Annotated in this window: 15 protein-coding genes; 6 read left to right on the top strand and 9 right to left on the bottom strand. The window is 69.3% G+C overall.

All coding sequences use genetic code 11. From position 1 onward, the window contains the following. Window positions 1-85: 85 nt before the first annotated feature. The 4 genes from FGL91_RS06440 to FGL91_RS06430 form a co-directional block, all read right to left on the bottom strand. The gene (locus FGL91_RS06440) at window positions 86-289 is read right to left on the bottom strand and encodes a cold-shock protein (RefSeq protein WP_017831237.1); all 204 of its coding nucleotides are present in this window, start codon (window positions 287-289) and stop codon (window positions 86-88) included. A 74-nt stretch (window positions 290-363) separates the two neighbouring features. Continuing rightward, window positions 364-3,243, bottom strand: a complete 2,880-nt coding sequence (locus FGL91_RS06435; RefSeq protein WP_194239328.1) for a helix-turn-helix transcriptional regulator — start codon at window positions 3,241-3,243, stop codon at window positions 364-366. Between the two features lie 68 nt (window positions 3,244-3,311). Beyond that, window positions 3,312-3,542 (bottom strand): hypothetical protein, encoded by a 231-nt coding sequence (locus tag FGL91_RS18890; protein ID WP_047523284.1) that lies wholly within the window; start codon window positions 3,540-3,542, stop codon window positions 3,312-3,314. A gap of 109 nt (window positions 3,543-3,651) precedes the next feature. Further along, window positions 3,652-4,710, bottom strand: coding sequence for a DUF998 domain-containing protein (locus FGL91_RS06430; RefSeq protein ID WP_153243402.1), 1,059 nt, complete (start codon window positions 4,708-4,710; stop codon window positions 3,652-3,654). Between the two features lie 71 nt (window positions 4,711-4,781). Between FGL91_RS06430 and FGL91_RS06425 the strand changes: the two genes are divergently transcribed. The 4 genes from FGL91_RS06425 to FGL91_RS06410 all read left to right on the top strand — a co-directional run bounded on the left by FGL91_RS06425 (window position 4,782) and on the right by FGL91_RS06410 (window position 10,319). Further along, on the top strand, window positions 4,782-5,819 hold the full coding sequence (locus FGL91_RS06425; RefSeq protein WP_047523288.1) for an FUSC family protein: 1,038 nt from the start codon (window positions 4,782-4,784) through the stop codon (window positions 5,817-5,819). A gap of 89 nt (window positions 5,820-5,908) precedes the next feature. Then, the gene (locus FGL91_RS06420; protein ID WP_131492011.1) at window positions 5,909-6,577 is read left to right on the top strand and encodes a DNA alkylation repair protein; all 669 of its coding nucleotides are present in this window, start codon (window positions 5,909-5,911) and stop codon (window positions 6,575-6,577) included. A 219-nt stretch (window positions 6,578-6,796) separates the two neighbouring features. Continuing rightward, window positions 6,797-7,510 carry a purine-nucleoside phosphorylase gene (gene deoD / locus FGL91_RS06415; RefSeq protein ID WP_153243401.1) on the top strand — a complete coding sequence of 238 codons (714 nt, stop codon included), beginning with the start codon at window positions 6,797-6,799 and terminating at the stop codon, window positions 7,508-7,510. Window positions 7,511-7,784: 274 nt separating this feature from the next. Next, window positions 7,785-10,319 carry a DEAD/DEAH box helicase gene (locus FGL91_RS06410; RefSeq protein ID WP_153243400.1) on the top strand — a complete coding sequence of 845 codons (2,535 nt, stop codon included), beginning with the start codon at window positions 7,785-7,787 and terminating at the stop codon, window positions 10,317-10,319. Window positions 10,320-10,332: 13 nt separating this feature from the next. Here FGL91_RS06410 and FGL91_RS06405 read toward each other — a convergent pair whose 3' ends face one another. The 5 genes from FGL91_RS06405 to FGL91_RS06385 are packed head-to-tail and all read right to left on the bottom strand — an operon-like array spanning window position 10,333 to window position 14,536. Beyond that, on the bottom strand, window positions 10,333-10,722 hold the full coding sequence (locus FGL91_RS06405; RefSeq protein ID WP_131492008.1) for a VOC family protein: 390 nt from the start codon (window positions 10,720-10,722) through the stop codon (window positions 10,333-10,335). Window positions 10,723-10,762: 40 nt separating this feature from the next. Beyond that, window positions 10,763-11,806, bottom strand: coding sequence for an acyltransferase family protein (locus tag FGL91_RS06400; RefSeq protein WP_131492007.1), 1,044 nt, complete (start codon window positions 11,804-11,806; stop codon window positions 10,763-10,765). Further along, entirely contained in the window at window positions 11,803-12,753 is a 951-nt protein-coding gene (locus tag FGL91_RS06395) for a D-alanine--D-alanine ligase family protein (RefSeq protein WP_153243399.1), read from the bottom strand. The genes FGL91_RS06400 and FGL91_RS06395 overlap by 4 nt, the downstream gene beginning before the upstream one ends. Beyond that, the gene (gene alr / locus FGL91_RS06390) at window positions 12,750-13,874 is read right to left on the bottom strand and encodes an alanine racemase (protein WP_153243398.1); all 1,125 of its coding nucleotides are present in this window, start codon (window positions 13,872-13,874) and stop codon (window positions 12,750-12,752) included. The genes FGL91_RS06395 and alr overlap by 4 nt, the downstream gene beginning before the upstream one ends. Beyond that, on the bottom strand, window positions 13,871-14,536 hold the full coding sequence (locus tag FGL91_RS06385) for a M15 family metallopeptidase (protein WP_131492004.1): 666 nt from the start codon (window positions 14,534-14,536) through the stop codon (window positions 13,871-13,873). Before FGL91_RS06385 ends, alr begins: the two co-directional genes overlap by 4 nt. Window positions 14,537-14,623: 87 nt before the next feature. Here FGL91_RS06385 and FGL91_RS06380 point away from each other — a divergent pair, with 87 nt between their 5' ends. Next, complete coding sequence (locus tag FGL91_RS06380) at window positions 14,624-15,295, top strand: response regulator transcription factor (RefSeq protein ID WP_131492003.1); 672 nt, start codon at window positions 14,624-14,626, stop codon at window positions 15,293-15,295. A 10-nt stretch (window positions 15,296-15,305) separates the two neighbouring features. Beyond that, on the top strand, window positions 15,306-16,370 hold the full coding sequence (locus FGL91_RS06375; RefSeq protein ID WP_131492002.1) for a sensor histidine kinase: 1,065 nt from the start codon (window positions 15,306-15,308) through the stop codon (window positions 16,368-16,370). Window positions 16,371-16,765: the final 395 nt, after the last annotated feature.

The following is a 16,765-nucleotide window of genomic DNA, read 5'->3' as shown; positions in this document are numbered from 1 at the left end:
TCGCGCGATTTCGAAGGCGCCGTGGGTACAAAAAAACCGGCCGGATCCGTGAGGATCCGACCGGCTTCAGGAAGTCAGCGCGCGCTCAGAGAGCGCGGATGTTCGCCGCCTGCATGCCCTTGGGGCCACGCTCAGCGTCGAATTCGACCTTCTGGTTCTCGCGGAGCTCCTTGAAACCGGAGCCGGCGATAGCCGAGTAGTGGGCGAAGAGGTCGTCCGAGCCGTCATCGGGAGCGATGAAGCCGAAGCCCTTTTCCGCGTTGAACCATTTCACAGTGCCAGTGGCCATGTGTTTCTACTTTCTGTTGACTTAGCCGTTTACACGGCCTACGCCGAGTCGGAACATCCGACACGCGCGCTTTGTCACGCTACCACGGCAGACTGAGCAGCAGCACGGAACGACGGATTCTTCTGCACGAGAGCCGCTTCGGTGCGCGTGTTCACCCCGAGCTTGCGCAGAACCGCGGAGACGTGGACGCTCACCGTCTTCACGCTGATGAACAGACGGTCGCCGATCTGTCGGTTGCTCAGGCCCTCGGCGATGAGCTCGAGCACCTGCCTCTCACGAGCGGTGAGCAGGTCGTCGCTCAGCGGCGCATCGGAGGCGCGAAGACCGGCGTCGGCGCTGAACCGCGAGACCGCCGCCTGGAGCTGCGCATTGCCCAGGGACTCCGCCAACGCGGCGGCCTCACCGAGCACCGACGCTGCAGATGCGCGATCCCCCTCGTGCACCCGCAGGCGAGCGCTCTCGAGGCGGAGTACCGCTCGGAAGATGACCGGGACGTCTTCTCCCTCGGCGCTGCGCAGGGCGGCGTCGAGCGCATCGCCGCGCGGGTCGAGGAGGGCATCGAGGATCGTCGACCACGCATCGTTCTGCAGCGGCACGGGTTGCGCGAGCCAGGCGGCGCGGATGGCATCGGACTCCTCGGTGACATCGGCCCCCTCGGCGCGCAGCTCGGCGATGATCGCCCCGCCCTCCAGCAGCAGCCGACGCTGGTGCAGCAACGCGGGCCGGTCGTCACGCAGCATCTCGAGGATCGCGTCGAGGGCTCCGCGGAGGTTGCCCTCGCTCTCGGCGACCGCGACCGTCATCATGACCCGGTCGTACCAGATCTGACGTTCCGAGCCACCGGTCTCCTCGAAGGCGGGCAGCCACGCCTGCAACAGCTCTGCGGCCTCGGCCGAACTTCCGCGCCAGGCCAGCACCCGCACGCGCGTCATGCTCATGTACATGCGGAACACGCGCAGGGTCCCCTGCACGAAGTCACGCGCCAGCATCTCCTCGACCCGTGCGATCTCTCCGAGTTCGAGCAGGGGGACGACCATGTTCTGCGCCATGATCGACCCCGAGGTGCGCTCGACCCGGAGCTCACGCGCACGCTGCAGGCCCTCTTCTGCGACCTCGACCGCCTCGCGGTAGCGGCCCAGCAACGTGAGCAGGTCGGAGTAGTTCACGCGGTAACGCATCTCGGCGGTCGTCCCCGTCGCTAGCACACGCGCACGCTCGTACTCGCGTACCCCCTCCTCGATGTGTCCCAGATGGGCGAGGGACCCACCGCGCACGTTCGCGGCGATCGACAGCTGATCCGTCGATTCGGCGCCGGCAGCACTGCGCTCGGCCTCGTCCGCGAGCCGGATCGCCTCCTCACGGTCGCCCGCGATCATGCGCCTGCTCGCGAGCTGGTTGAGGAGCTCGGCGCGGAAGACGTCGTCATGCACGTGCTCGTCGGCGATGGCCAGAGCCTGCTGCAGGAGCGGTATCGCTCCCAGACGCCCGAGGTTGACCAGGTACAGCGCCTTGTTGCGCAGCAGCCGCGCGTGCAGCCGCGGGTCGACCGTCTTCGGGTCGACCTCGGCGAGGGCGACGTTCGCGACGGCGAGGGCCCGGTCTCCGTCACCGGCGTTGCGCAGGATCGAACCGAGCACCAGGAGCAGGTCCAGGCGCTCGATGCGCGCTGCGTCGGCCGCGTCGGGCACGAGCGGCCACAGCTCCAGCGCCAGCTCACCGAAGCGGGCCGCGCTCGCGAACGCATACTGTGCCTTCGCCTGCCGCATGGCATCGGCGGCGGCGATGAGAGCCTTCCGATCGTCTTGTGCGAGTTGCCAGTGATAGGCGAGCGCCGCGGCATCGCTGGTGTCCGACTCCGCGCACTGCGCCTCGAGCGCCTCGGCGTAGGCACGGTGCAACCGCGCCCGTTCACCGGGGAGCAGGTCGTCGTGCACGGCCTCGCGCAGCAGCGCGTGGCGGAAGCGATAGTCGTCGTCGCCCACGACCAGGATTCCGCTGCGGGTCGCCTCGCGGATCGCGTCATCGAGCCGCTGCTCCGGCAAGCCGACGAGACTCGTGATGAGCGGGTGCGACAACGGACGCTCGGCCCCGGAGACGACCTGCACGACGTGTCGCGCATCGTCGCTCAGCCTGTCGAAGCGGGCGAGCAGCAGGTCACGGAGCCCATCGGGGAGCGGGCCGTTCGTGCATCCGGCGATCTCCTCGATGAAGAAGGGGACGCCCTCCGCCCTCTCCTGCATGCGGTCGAGCGCGCTCTCGGTGAGCGCGCGGCCGGTGATCTGCTCCGCCAGCTCGCGGACGGCGGCGGCGTCGAGCCGGGCAAGGGTCACGCGGTCGAGCAGCCGTGCGCGCGTCGCCTCTCCGATGAACCGACTCACCGCATCGCCGCGCCGCACGTCGTCGCTGCGGCAGCTGAGGAGCAACAGGATGCGGCCGCGACCCAACGCCCGCAGCAGGAAGGAGAGGATGGCGAGCGTCGACTCATCCGCCCAGTGCAGGTCTTCGACCACGAGCACCTGAGGAGCGCGCTCGGCCGCCGCCTCGATGAGGGAGGCGATCGCGTCTCTCAGCCGCTCGGGACTCGTGCGGTCACGATCGGTCGGGGTGTCGACGAGTTCGGGGAGCAGCATGCCGAGGGCCTCCGCCCCCACTCCCACCGAGTCGCGCACCCGGTCGACGCCCATGCGCGTGACGATCGAGCGCAGGATGCCGGTCAACGGACCGTACGGCGTGCGCGAGGCACCGAGGTCGAGACACCAGCCCACGTGCACGTCGGCGGTCTGCTCGATCTCGGCGGCGAACTCGCGCAGCAGACGCGACTTGCCGATCCCGGCTTCTCCCTCGACGAGCAGGGCCGCAGGCACGCCGTCGCGCACACCGGCGAACGACCGGCGCACCTCGGTCAGCTCGGCCTCGCGGCCGACCATCGCAGCGCTCGACGGGGAAAGGGGCATGGATTCATCGTCCCACCCCGGACCGACATTCGGCACGGCCTGCAACGCGCGCTTCGCGAGGACGCCGCTCACTGCGCGGGAGCTGCCGCAGCGTCGCACCGAGCGGACGTGGGCGCCGTCGCCGACCGCTGCCGGGCGCTGCCGAACGCGCGGCGCAGGATGCGTCGGACGGCTCCCTCCGGACGCGGCCGGATCTGGTCGGCGTGCTCGATGAGGAAGAGGCGTCGGGCGGCGGCACGCTCCATCTGCTCCTGGTCGTGCCGGGTGAGCTGTTCGCTGAGATACGGGTGCTCGTACATGGGGTTCTCCTCGATGGTTCTGCGTATCCCTAGAGTCCGCTCTGAGGGGGCCCCTCGACATCGGGCAGATGCCCTATCTTTCGGATTCCGGTGTCTAGGGATGCCGGCACTACGCGTGCCGGGGGCGCATCAGGGAGGTTCGCGCCGAAGGGCGGGAGGTGTCCGGCGTGAGGATCGCGAGCACGCGCACGAGGGTCGCCATCCACAGCAGTCCGAGCCCGACGACGATGGCTTCGACAGCGGTGGTCGAGTACAGCCCGAACGGGATCCACAGCACGATCGCGACCGCGAGGAGGAGGCCCACCCCGATCGACGTGATCAGCAGAGCGCGCGGCAGCCCGGGGATCGATGCCACGGTGGTCGCCGCCGCCACGGCGAACAGCACGAGAGTGGCGAAGGCGGCGATGTCGTGCGGCAGCGGCACCCGGTGCAGCGGCAGCAGCCCGACCGCGGCGAGCGCGACGCCCGTCGCCGCCCATGCTCCGACCACGACGGCGAGCCGAGGGAGGGCGGCATCGCCGAGGAGGCGGTGCAGGTCGCGGCCGATGTACGACCCCACGGTCGCGACGAGGAGGCCGGCGACCAGGAGGGTTCCGTTGAAAGCCCACGACCCGGAGCCCAGCTGCGAGAAGTTCTGCTCCCACCATCGCGGATCGGCCGCCGTGACCATGGCGAAGAGCGTGCCGATCACGAGGAACCCGAACAGGAGCGCGGCGAGATCGACCGTGCGAAGGTCGACACCGGCCCCGAACGCGAAGCGCCCGCCGACGGCCGAGGCCACACCGGTCAGGAGCCCACCCCCGATCGCGGCGAGCTGCAACCCCTGAAGGCCCGCCGCCAGAACCTCGGCGGTCAACAGCACGCCCATCATCGTGACGGCTCCGAACGCGACGGTCAGGGCGATCGACGAGAGGTCGGACACCACCGCCTGCCAGCGCGGCATGGGCGCCGTCTCCCCCCGGCGGTGCATCAGCGTGCTCGTGAGGAAGGCCGCCGCGGCGATCACCGCCGCGATCACCGCAGCCGGCATCGCGAGGGCTTCCGTGCCCGTGAGCGGGCGCGCGGCGGGCCCCAGGATCAGGATGCCGGCGATCGTGCCGAGGACGAAGCAGATCACGGTCGCCCAGACCGCCGTGGTCTCGCCGCGCAGCCTCGCGTCCTGATCCATGCGCCCATGCAAGCACGCACGACGGACGGACGGAACCCCGCTCCCCGCCGCCCGCGCACTACCGTGGAGGCATGCGCATCCCCGCCGCGATCCGCGCCTCCCAGCGCTCTCCGCTGCTGCAGGTCGTGAAGTCGGCCGCAGCGACGATCGCCGCGTGGCTCATCGCCGGATGGGTCTTCCCCGCGCAGCTGCCCGTCTTCGCCGCGATCGCCGCCCTCCTGGTCGTGCAGCCCAGCGTGAACCAGTCGCTGTCAAAGGCGCTCGAACGCAGCATCGGGGTGATCGCGGGAGTCGTGATCGCCGTCGCCCTGGGCCTGCTGTTCGGTTCGCCGACCTGGATCGTGCTGCTCGCGATCGTCGTGGCGATGCTGGTCGCGTGGGTGTTCCGCGCCTCACCGGGAACGGGCAACCAGGTCGCGATCTCGGCGATGCTGGTGCTGGCGCTGGGCTCGTCGAGTCCTGAATACGCGTTCGCGCGCATCGTGGAGACGCTGATCGGCGTGGCCATCGGCATCGTGGTGAACGCCCTCATCGTCCCTCCCGTGCTGGTCGCTCCGGCACTGCGGGATGTCAGCCTCCTCGGGCGCGAACTCGCCGCGAGCCTCGACCGACTCGCCGTCGCGCTCCCGGAACCGCAGACGCCCGCACAGCTGCAGGAACTGATGCTCGAAGTACGCCTGCTGCGGCCGATGAAGGATGCCGCGGACGCCTCCATCGCCGCCGGAGAGGAATCGCTCACGCTGAACCCTCGGCGCTCCACGCATCGCGCGGAGCTGCGGGAGATGCGGGAGCTCCTCGAGCGGCTGTCCCCCATCGTGACCCAGACGATCGGCATGACCCGGGCCTACTTCGACCACTACGACGACACGATCGGCGAGGAGCCGGCCGTGGTCGCGATCGCCGAGCAGCTGCGGCGGGCCGGGCACGACGTCCGCCTCGCGGTGCAGGTCGCCGAGGCATCGCCGGAACCCGAGACGTTGACCTCCACGATCCCCGCGCTCACCGCCCCGCTCGTGCTGCGCCCGCCGTCCTCCCAGCACTGGATCCTGATCGGCTCTCTCATGGAGGATCTGCGCCGGATCAGGGGTGAGCTCCTCGACGAGGACTGACCCGTCGGCCTTTCTCGTCGCGCAAAGTGTTGCATCCGACGCCGACTTCGGACCATTCACGCGATTCGAAAGCCGCTTACCCTGGAGGCATGTCCGACGTCACCGTTGCCGAAGCCCTCGACGAACTCGCCGCGCTCGAGGATCCGAAGATGCGCGCCGCCAACGAGAAGCGCGGCGACGACCACGGGATCAACCTCAGCCGGATGCGCGCGTTGGCCAAGAAGATCAAGACGGACCAGCCTCTCGCGCAGGAGCTGTGGGCGACCGGCGAGACCCCGGCACGGCTGCTGGCCCTGCTGATCTGCCGCCCGCGCGACTTCACCGCCGATGAGCTCGACGCCATGCTGCGCGAGACCCGCCCGCCGAAGGTCAACGACTGGTTCGTGAACTACGTCGCCAAGAAGACACCGCTGGCCGAGGAACTGCGGCTGCGCTGGTTCGACGACGCCGACCCGACCGTGGCCGCCGCCGCCTGGTCGCTCACGACCGTGCGGGTGATGAAGGACGCGGACGGACTCGACCTGCCGCACCTGCTGGACCTGATCGAGCGCGACCTGAAGGATGCACCGCCACGGCTGCAGTGGGCCATGAACGAGACCCTCGCCAACATCGGCATCTTCCATCCGGACCACCGCGCGAGGGCCCGGGACATCGGCGAGCGTCTGCAGGTCCTCGCCGACTACCCGACCGCACCGGGCTGCACCTCGCCCTTCGCGCCACTCTGGATCGACGAGATCGTCCGACGCCGCGAGGGCTGAGGCGTCCCCGCGTGTGGGGGCTGAGGCGCTCATCCTGTGGAGGCTGAGGCGCTCACGCCCTGAAGGCGAACTCACGCTGTGAAGGAGAACTCACATCCTGAAGGAGAACTCCCGCCCTGAAGGTCCGCATCCGGGATCCGCTCCTTCATTCCGCGAGTTCTCCTTCAGGAGCCGCGTTCGCCCGGACGGATGCGTGTGGGCGCTGGATACGCTGAGGTCATGAGCACCCACATCGCGGCAGAGCCCGGTCAGATCGCCCCCATCGTCCTGTTCCCCGGCGATCCGCTGCGGGCGAAGTGGATCGCCGAGACGTTCCTCGAGGATGCAGAACTGTACTCCGAGACGCGCGGAATGCTGGGCTTCACCGGCACTTGGGAAGGGCACCGCGTCTCGGTCCAGGGTTCGGGGATGGGCCAGCCCTCGATGGCGATCTATGCGAACGAACTGTTCGACTCCTACGACGTGCAGACGATCGTGCGGGTCGGCTCGTGCGGAGCGCTGACCGAGGATGTGCGGATCCGCGACATCATCATCGCCAACGGCGCCAGCACGGACTCCGGCATCAACCGGGTGCGCTTCCACGGACTCGACTATGCGCCCGTGGCCGACTTCTCCCTGTTGCGCGCCGCGGTCGAGGCGAGTGAGGCCGAGACCCTCGAGTCGACCGCGCACGTGGGGCAGCTCTTCTCGAGCGACCAGTTCTACAGCACCCGACCTGAGCTCACGGAACCCTTCGTGCGGCACGGCATCCTCGGCGTCGAGATGGAGGCCGCCGGTCTCTACACGCTCGCGGCGTACTACGGTCGGCGTGCCCTCGCGATCTGCACCGTGAGCGACCACATCGTCACCGGCGAGCAGACGACCGCGCAGGAGCGCGAGCAGACCTTCGAAGACATGATCCGCATCGCGCTGCGCGCAGCGACCGCAGTCTGACCCCCACGCAACGAAGGAGAACTCGCGACTCGAAGGAGAACTCGCGACTCGAAGGAGAACTCGCGATTCGAAGGAGAACTCGCGACTCGAAGGAGAACTCGCGACTCGAAGGAGAACTCGCGATTCGAAGGAGCGATTCCCCGGACGAGTCCTTCGAATCGCGAGATCTCCTTCACAACAGGCGGCAGGAAGGGCGGACGAGCGGCAGGACGAGCGGCAGGGCGGCGGGACGAACGGAACGGGCGGGACGAACGGATGGGATGATCGAGGGACCATGACTTCCTCGCCGCGGCTCGACCCCGCCATCGTTCCGGACGCCGCGGACCCGGACGCCGTCTACCTCGCATTCGTCGAATGGGCGGAGTCGACCGGCATCCGGCTGTATCCCGCGCAGGACGAGGCGGTCATCGAGATCGTCTCCGGCAACAACCTGATCCTGTCCACCCCCACCGGCACCGGGAAGTCGCTCGTCGCGATCGGCACGCACTTCAGCGCACTGGTCGCCGGACGGCGCAGCTACTACACGGCACCGATCAAGGCACTCGTGAGCGAGAAGTTCTTCGCGCTGGTCGACGTGTTCGGGGCCGAGAACGTCGGGATGGTCACGGGCGACTCCGCGGTCAACGCCGACGCGCCCATCATCTGCTGCACGGCCGAGATCCTCGCGAACCTCTCGCTGCGCCAGGGCGCCGATGCCGACGTCGGCCAGGTCGTGATGGACGAGTTCCACTTCTACGCCGACCCCGACCGCGGGTGGGCGTGGCAGGTGCCGCTGCTCGAGCTGCCGCAGGCGCAGTTCGTCCTGATGTCGGCGACCCTCGGCGATGTCACCGAGCTCGCGGCGGACCTCACCCGTCGCACGGGCCGCGAGACGGCGACGGTCACCGGCGTCGAGCGCCCTGTGCCCCTGCACTTCTTCTACGAGACGACCCCGATCCACGAGACGATCGACGATCTGCTGAGCACCGGGCAGGCACCGATCTACATCGTGCACTTCTCGCAGGCGGCCGCGATGGAGCGGGCCCAGGCGCTGTCGAGCACCAAGGTCGCGACCCGCGAGCAGCGCGACGAGATCGCGGCGCTGATCGCCCAGTTCCGTTTCACGACCGCGTTCGGAAAGACCCTCTCCCGCTTCCTGCGCGCAGGGATCGGCGTGCACCACGCGGGGATGCTGCCGAAGTACCGCCGCCTGGTCGAGCAGCTCGCCCAGCGCGGACTGCTGCGCGTGATCTGCGGCACCGACACGCTCGGCGTCGGCATCAACGTCCCGATCCGGACCGTGCTGCTCACTGCGCTCACGAAGTTCGACGGCTCCCGGATGCGGCAGCTCAACGCCCGCGAGTTCCACCAGATCGCCGGCCGCGCGGGCCGTGCGGGCTACGACACCGCGGGCACGGTCGTCGCGCAGGCCCCCGAGCACGAGAGCGAGAACGTCGCGGCCGTGAAGAAGGCCGGCGACGACCCGAAGAAGAAGCGCAAGATCGTCCGCAAGAAGGCCCCGGACGGTTTCGTGTCGTGGGGTGAGCCGTCGTTCCGCAAGCTCATCGACGCGGTGCCGGAGACACTGACCTCGCACATGCAGATCACGAGCGCGATGATGCTCAACGTGATCGCCCGTGGCGGCGATGTCTTCGCCAATATGCGCGCGCTGGTATATGACAACCACGAGCCGCGGAAGCGCCAGCGCGAGTTGGCGCTCCGGGCCATCGGCATCTACCGCACCCTCCGCGAATCGGGCATCGTCGAGAAGACCCCTGACGGCGACATCCGGCTCACGGTCGACCTGCAGCCGAACTTCGCGCTCAACCAGCCGCTGTCACCCTTCGCCCTCGCCGCGTTCGAGCTGCTCGACCCCGACCCGACCGCGGGCACGGGCACCGGCTCCTACGCTCTCGATATGATCTCGATCGTGGAGTCGACGCTCGACGATCCGCGCGCCGTGCTGAGCCAGCAGGAGTTCCTGGCCCGCGGCGAGGCGGTCGCCGCGATGAAGTCCGAGGGCATCGAGTACGACGAACGGATGGAGCTGCTCGAGCAGATCACCTACCCGAAGCCGCTCGATGAGCTGCTGTCAGCCGCGTTCGAGACGTTCAGCGCGGCGCAGCCGTGGATCCGCGACTTCGAACTGCACCCCAAATCCGTGGTGCGCGACATGTACGAGCGAGCCATGTCGTTCGGGGAATATGTCGCGTACTACAAGATCGCGCGGTCCGAGGGCGTGGTGCTGCGCTACCTCTCCGATGCCTACCGTGCGGCCTCGCAGACCATCCCCGAGGAGTTCAAGGATGAGGATCTGCGCGACCTCATCGAGTGGCTGGGCGAGTTGGTCCGCCAGGTCGACTCGAGCCTGCTCGATGAGTGGGAGGAACTGGTCGCGGGCGTCGACAACGGGCGCTTCGATCCTCACGCGCCCGACGAACCGATCGTCCCACCCGCCCCGAAGCGCCTCACGAGCAACATCCGCGCTTTCCGCATCCTGGTCCGGAACGAGCTGTTCCGCCGTGTGCAGCTCGCCGCGCGGGACGACGTCGACGGGCTCGCCGAGCTCGACCCCGGTTTCGGAGCCGACGCCTGGTCCGACGCCCTCGACGGGTACTTCGCCGACCACGACGAGATCCTCACCGGTGCGGACGCCCGCAGTTCGAAGCTGCTGGTCCTCACCGAAGGGCCGACCACCTGGACCGCGCGGCAGATCCTCGACGATCCCGCCGGCGACCACGACTGGGGCATCACCGCGACGATCGACCTCGCCGAGTCCGACGACGCCGGTCAGGCCGTGGTCACGGTGACCGGAGTCGACCGGCTGTAGCGGCGTCCGGTCGTCAGGCCTGCAGGACGGCGAGCACGTTGCCCGCAGGGTCGCGGAACCACGCGATGTCTGGGCCCTGACCGTTGCCGCGCACGATGCCACGCGAATCGGACGGGAACTCCTCGTCGCTGTAGATCTTGGTCTGCACCCCGCGCGCGATGAGCTCGTCCACTGCGGCGTCGACATCCGCCACCGGGAAGTTCAGGATCGTGAAGCTCGCCGGTGTGTGGTTCGGCTTCGCGTAGACGAGGATCGACCCGCCGCGGGGCAGCCGCAGGTCGAGGAACCCCATCGCGTTGACCTCGACGTCGAGGCCGAGGGTCGTGCCGTAGAACTCTTTCGCCGCATCGATGTCGTCGACGCTGAATCCGCTGAACGCGCTGTCCGCTGTGAAGGCCGCCATGACTCCAGGATCCGCCGTCCGCCGCCGATTGTCGAGGCCTTCATCGCCGCGGGTGCGGCACCAGGCGGTCGATCGCCTGCAGGGGGTCGAACAGCGCGCCGAGTCCGCCGCGCACGAGCAGCGCATGTACTCCCAGACAGATCGCGATCACCGACGCCGTCAGCACGAGAGGGCCGATGGCTTCGAGCACCGGCGTCGTCCTCCAGCCCGCAGCATCCAGCCCCGCATCGATCAGGGCGAGGGGCATCATGTGCAGCACGTAGATGGGCAGGGTCCGCCGGCCGATCCAGCGCAGCGCTCGGGCGACCACCTCGAGGTGCCGGTCCAGGAGCACGCTGAGCGACACCCCGCACGCCACGGCGATCAGGGCGAGCGCGGGCCACACCCCCGGCAGCAGACGGAGGGTCAGGCCTGCCACGAGCGCCAGCGCCGCGACGTAGACGGCGGCGAGCGCGAGCGTGCGCCACACCCCGACGCTCTGCGCGAAGCGCTCGACGACCGGACGCCCCCGAAGCCCGAGGAGGAAGAAAAACAGGTTCTGCACCAACTGCCAGAGGTTGCCGAGGTCGGGGATGACCCCGGCACCGGCGACCGCCGCGATCACGAAGGCCACCGACAGCACGACGGCCGTCGGGAGGCCGCGCGTGAGCCGACCGATCGTCAGGTAGACCGCGAGCGCGAGCAGGTACCAGAGGTTCGTCGGGCTGAGGGTCAGCTGCGCGAGCAATTCCCATCCGTCGTTCGCCCGTGCCGTGTCGAAGTCGGGCGTCAGGGCGAGCACGAACGTCTGGATGAGCACCCACACGACGTAGAGCAGGGCGAGGCGCCCCGCTCGACGACGCCAGGAGCGTGCGCCCACGTCGAGCACCGCCCGGGCGGCGAACACCCCGGATACCAGGAAGAACAGCGGGATCCGCAGCGGGAGCAGCTGCGCGTTCAGCATCACCCAGACGTTTGTCACGGGTCCCGCGCCGGGCATCTCGACCGCGACCTTCGTCACCACGTGCCACAGCACCACGAGGATGATGCAGATGCCCTTCGCGACATCCGGCCAACCGACCCGCGGCGCACGCGCGCCGGTCACGACGCCGCACGCACGAGCCGCGCCACCAGGTCGACGTAGGTCACGCCCGCCGCCGCGAACATCCGCGGCACCTGCGAGGCGGCCGTCAGCCCCGGCATGGTGTTGACCTCGTTCAGCAGCGGACCCCGATCGGTGAGGAAGAAGTCCATCCGTGCGACCCCGTCACAGCCGAGGGCGTCGAAGACCGCGATCGCCGCCCGCTTGAGCGCCGCCACCTCGGCCGCGTCGAGCTGAGCCGGGACCGTGAACCGCGCGCTGCCGTCGTACTTCGTGGCGGTGTCGAAGAGCCCGGTCGCGTGGATCTCCAGGGGCGGGGCCGCCCAGCGGATACCCCCCTTCTCGCGCAGCACCGCCACGTCGATCTCGCGTGCCCGCACGACCTCCTCGACCAGGATCCGCCGGTCGAAGCGCGCCGCCTCCCGCAGCGCCGCGAGCAGCCCACCCTCCTCGCTCACCAGACTCACGCCGTGGCTGGATCCGGCCGACACCGGCTTGACGACGACCTCGCCCTCGAACTCCACGTCCCCGATATCCTCGGCGGCGACCAGACGACCGCGGGCGGTACCGAGGCCCACTGCTTCCGCGACCAGCTTGGTGGTCCACTTGTCCATGCCGATCGCGCCCGCCCGCAGGCCCGACCCGACCACGCGCACTCCGGCGAGTGCGCACAGCGCCGCGAGCGCGCCATCCTCCCCGAGCGCGCCGTGCACCGCCGGGAAGACCACGTCGGCGCGGGCGAGCAGGGGAAGCGCGAGCGCCAGCGACTCCGCCGCCGAGACCCCGGTCGGGATGCCGTCTGCCCTCCACACCCCCTCCCGATCGATCGTCGCACTTGTGACTTCGTGATCGCCCATGCGCAGCGCGGCGGCGACCGCGGCCGCGGAGGCCAGCGACACCTCGTGCTCGGCGTTCTGCCCCCCACCGATGACCAGGACCCTCGTGGTCATGCCACACTCCTCTGCACTCGTGCTCCGATGCCGGTGACGACGGTGTGCGGGATGCTGTCCGCCCACCGCGCCCACTCCTGCACCGACGGCACGACTCCCCCCTCGGGTCCGAACACCGTGGCGACCGCGCCGCGCGGAACCGCCACGGCGCCGGTATCGATCACGATCTGATCCATCGACACCCTCCCCACGACCGGATACCGGGCCCCGTCGATCGCCACGGCCGCCTCCGCCGCGAGCTCCCGCGGGATCCCGTCCGCGTATCCGACGCCCACGACGCTCAGGTGCGTCTCCCGTTCCGTGATGTGCGCGCCCCCGTAGCCCACCGCCGTCCCGGCCGGGACGAGCGCGCTGTGCACGACCGGGGCGGTCCACCGCGCGGCACCGGCCAGCGCCGTCGCCCCGGAGGGGTCGATACCCACCAGCCCCGCACCGATCCGCACCATGTCGAAGTGCGTCCCCGGATCGGTGAGCGCGCCGGACGTCGCCGCGAGATGCACGAGCACCGGCCCGAAGCCGGCCCGGAGCACGGCGTCCCTGCCCTGCCGAAAGCGCAGCACGGCCGCCGCGTTCGCCCGGGGGTCGGCTTCGTCGGCACGAGGCAGATGTCCCATCACACCCACCACCTCGACCCTGCCCCGCCCCGCGCGTGCGGTGCGGAACAGCTCCTCCCAATCGTCGAGCGGACACCCGCCCCGGGCCATCCCCGTATCGAGGTGCAGGTGCACGCGGACCGGATCCACGGCGTCGGCGATCAACTGGCGCAACTCCTCCACAGAGCCGACCGCGACGTCGATGCGAAGCGCCGCGGCCGTCTCCGCATCGGCCCCCGAGGGGTTCAGCCACGAGAGGATCGGCACGGTGAGCCCGGCATCACGCAGGGCGACGGCGTCGGCGACATCGGTGACCCCGAGCCATTCGGCGCCGGCGGCGACCGCGGCCTCGGCGACCGTGACGGCGCCGTGCCCGTAGCCGTCGGCCTTCACCACGGCCATGATGCGCGCGGAGCACGTGGCCCGCACCCGCCGTACGTTCTCGGCGACGGCCTCCGGGATGGTCTGCAGCGTCGGGGCATGAAGGCGGGAGAGAGTCACCCGCGGGGCGGGCAGGAGGGTGGTCATCGCTTCGTCCTCGGGTCGGCGGTGGGGTCGGGCAGCATCTCGGGGCAGCCCTGGTCGACCGCCTCCGGACGCAGCTCGTAGTGCCACGACTCATTGGCGTAGATCTGGCAGAGCCCGTAGCGCCATCCCCGCTGGACGAGCCAGTCCAAGGCGGGCAGCGGACCGAGGTCGACGGCGTCGCCGGTCACATGCTCCGATGTCTCCGGAGTCGCCACCCATCGCCGCGCTTCCGCCTCGGAGCCGTACTGCGCGATCGCGTCCTGCAGCATCCGTTCCTGCAGCGCGGGGGTGCGCCATCCACTGTTCACCCGGAACGTGACCCCGTCGGCCTCCGCATCCGATGCGGCACGCTGCAGCGCCGCGAGCAGCGACGCGTCGAGGTTGCCCACGGCGACCCGATCGACGTCGAAGACGGTCGGCTGGTCGCCGTCGCGGATCACCCCGTCGGCCTCGCTCGGGGCGATGACCGACCCTTCGCTCTGCCCACTCGGCCGGGGCGTGGAAGAGGGCAGCGGACCGGTGCGCTCGGCATCGGCGAAGGCCGCGGACAGCGACTGCTGGACGACGAAGGCGACGATCACGGCCAGCGCGAGGCCGATGAGGACCGAAGCGGTCCGGCGACGGCGGGCTCGCGGTGTGAGGGAGGTGGTGCGGGTGTTCATGCTCCCAGTGAAGGAGGACGCGCGTTGCGAGGACGTATGCGCTTTTCCATATGCTCCCGATATGCCCCACTGCGTAGGATCGCAGCCATGCGTGTACTGATCGTCGAGGACGAGCCCTACCTCGCCGAGGCGGTGCGGGATGGGCTGCGCCTGGAGGCGATCGCGGCCGACATCGCGAACGACGGCGACACCGCGCTGGAGCTTCTGAGCATCAACTCCTACGACATCGCCGTGCTCGATCGCGACGTTCCGGGCGCGTCCGGCGACGACATCGCGCGGTGGATCGTGGCCTCCGGCACCGGCATCCCGATCCTGATGCTCACGGCGGCCGACCGTCTCGACGACAAGGCCACCGGATTCGAGATCGGTGCCGACGACTACCTGACCAAGCCCTTCGAGCTGCGCGAGCTCGTGCTGCGTCTGCGTGCCCTGGACCGACGCAGACAACGATCCCGGCCGCCCGTGCTCGAGGTCGCGGGGCTGCGCCTGGATCCGTTCCGTCGCGAGGTGTACCGCGACGACCGCTACGTCGCCCTCACCCGCAAGCAGTTCGCCGTGCTGGAGGTGCTCGTCGACGCCGAGGGAGGGGTGGTCAGCGCCGAGCAGCTGCTGGAGCGCGCCTGGGACGAGAATGCCGACCCGTTCACCAACGCGGTGCGCATCACCGTGTCCTCGCTGCGCAAACGTTTGGGTGAGCCGTGGCTGATCTTGACAGTGCCCGGCGTCGGATACCGGATCGGGACGGACGCCGATGCCTAGGCGGCGCGGGATGAGTGCCCGGCTCAAGCTCACGCTGAGTTATGCGGGGATCGTCGTGGTGTCGGGCATCCTGCTGTTGGGAGCGGTGGTCTTCTACCTGTTGCGGTATGTGCCGGACACCGTAGAAGTATTTCCCAACCGCAGCGACCTCATGAGGGTATTCGTTCCTGTCGCTGCGATAGCAATGCTTGTCCTGTTCGTGATCGGGCTAGCCGGAGGCTGGATCCTCGCCGGACGCATGCTGGCACCGTTGGGGCGTATCGGCGACGCAGCGCGGCTAGCAGCGCAGGGATCGCTTTCACACCGAATCATGCTCCCCGGCCCCGGCGATGAGTTTCGCGGCCTAGCTGACGTCTTCGATTCGATGCTCGAACAGCTCGAGGCCCACGTGGCCGAGCAGCAGCGGTTCGCCGCGAACGCCTCGCACGAGCTGCGGACTCCGTTGGCGATATCTCAGACCCTTCTCGAGGTAGCCCGCGACGATCCCGACCGCGACGTCGATGCACTGATCTCTCGTCTGCAGGAGGTCAACACTCGCGCGATCGACCTGACCGAGGCGCTCCTGCTGCTCAGCCGCGCGGATCAGCGGACGTTCCCCCGAGAGATCGTCGACCTCTCGCTCCTCGCGGAGGGCGCGGTGGAAGCGCTCGTGCCGCTCGCGGATCGTCGTGGCGTCGCCATGGAGGTGGGTGGTGTCCCGGCCCCGGTGCTCGGCTCCACCGCCCTCCTGCCGCAACTGGTGACGAACCTCGTTCTCAACGCGATCGTGCACAACCTGCCGTCCGGCGGAGCTGTCGCCGTGCGCACGCACGCGATGCCCCACGCTGTCGCACTGGTCGTCGAGAACACCGGCGAGGCGCTGCCGGCGCACCGCGTGGCCACCCTCGTCGAGCCGTTCCAGCGCGGCGCCGACCGCACGCGCGGAGACGACCATGCCGGTGCCGGGCTCGGCCTCGCGATCGTCGACCGCATCACGCAGGCCCACGGCGGGACTCTGGTGCTCACGCCTCGCACGGACGGCGGCCTGAACGTGACGGTGTGGCTGCCGCATCCATACCCCGAGTCATTAGCCTGACTATTCATTGGCGCTGTATCGCCCCATCCAGCGGGCGAGAATCTGCAAGACGACCGGATGTCGGTCCGCCCTCAGTTCCGCCGCTGTGTATATTGTGACCGCGGTCCGGGGAGAACTAAGAAGGGCCGCGCAACGAAGAAGACCGGAGAATGCAATGAAAAAGTCTAAGAAGATCCTCGGTATTAGCGCTGGTGTCGCACTCGCGCTCGGACTCCTCGTGGGAGGCGGATCCCCCGCCTACGCGGGAACCTGTTCGAAGATCACACACAGCAACGGCAGCCTCACCGCTACATGCGTGGGCCAGACGACCATCAAATGGAAGTGTTCGACCGACCTCTGGAACACGGTCAACAAGAAGACGATTCCCTTTGGCGCGTCAGGCGGCAAGGTCACTT

The organism is Microbacterium sp. CBA3102, from assembly GCF_007954505.1.
GTDB lineage: Bacteria > Actinomycetota > Actinomycetes > Actinomycetales > Microbacteriaceae > Microbacterium > Microbacterium aurugineum.
Note: the sequence above shows the minus strand (reverse complement) of the source record. Positions and strands in the feature narration are given on the sequence as shown.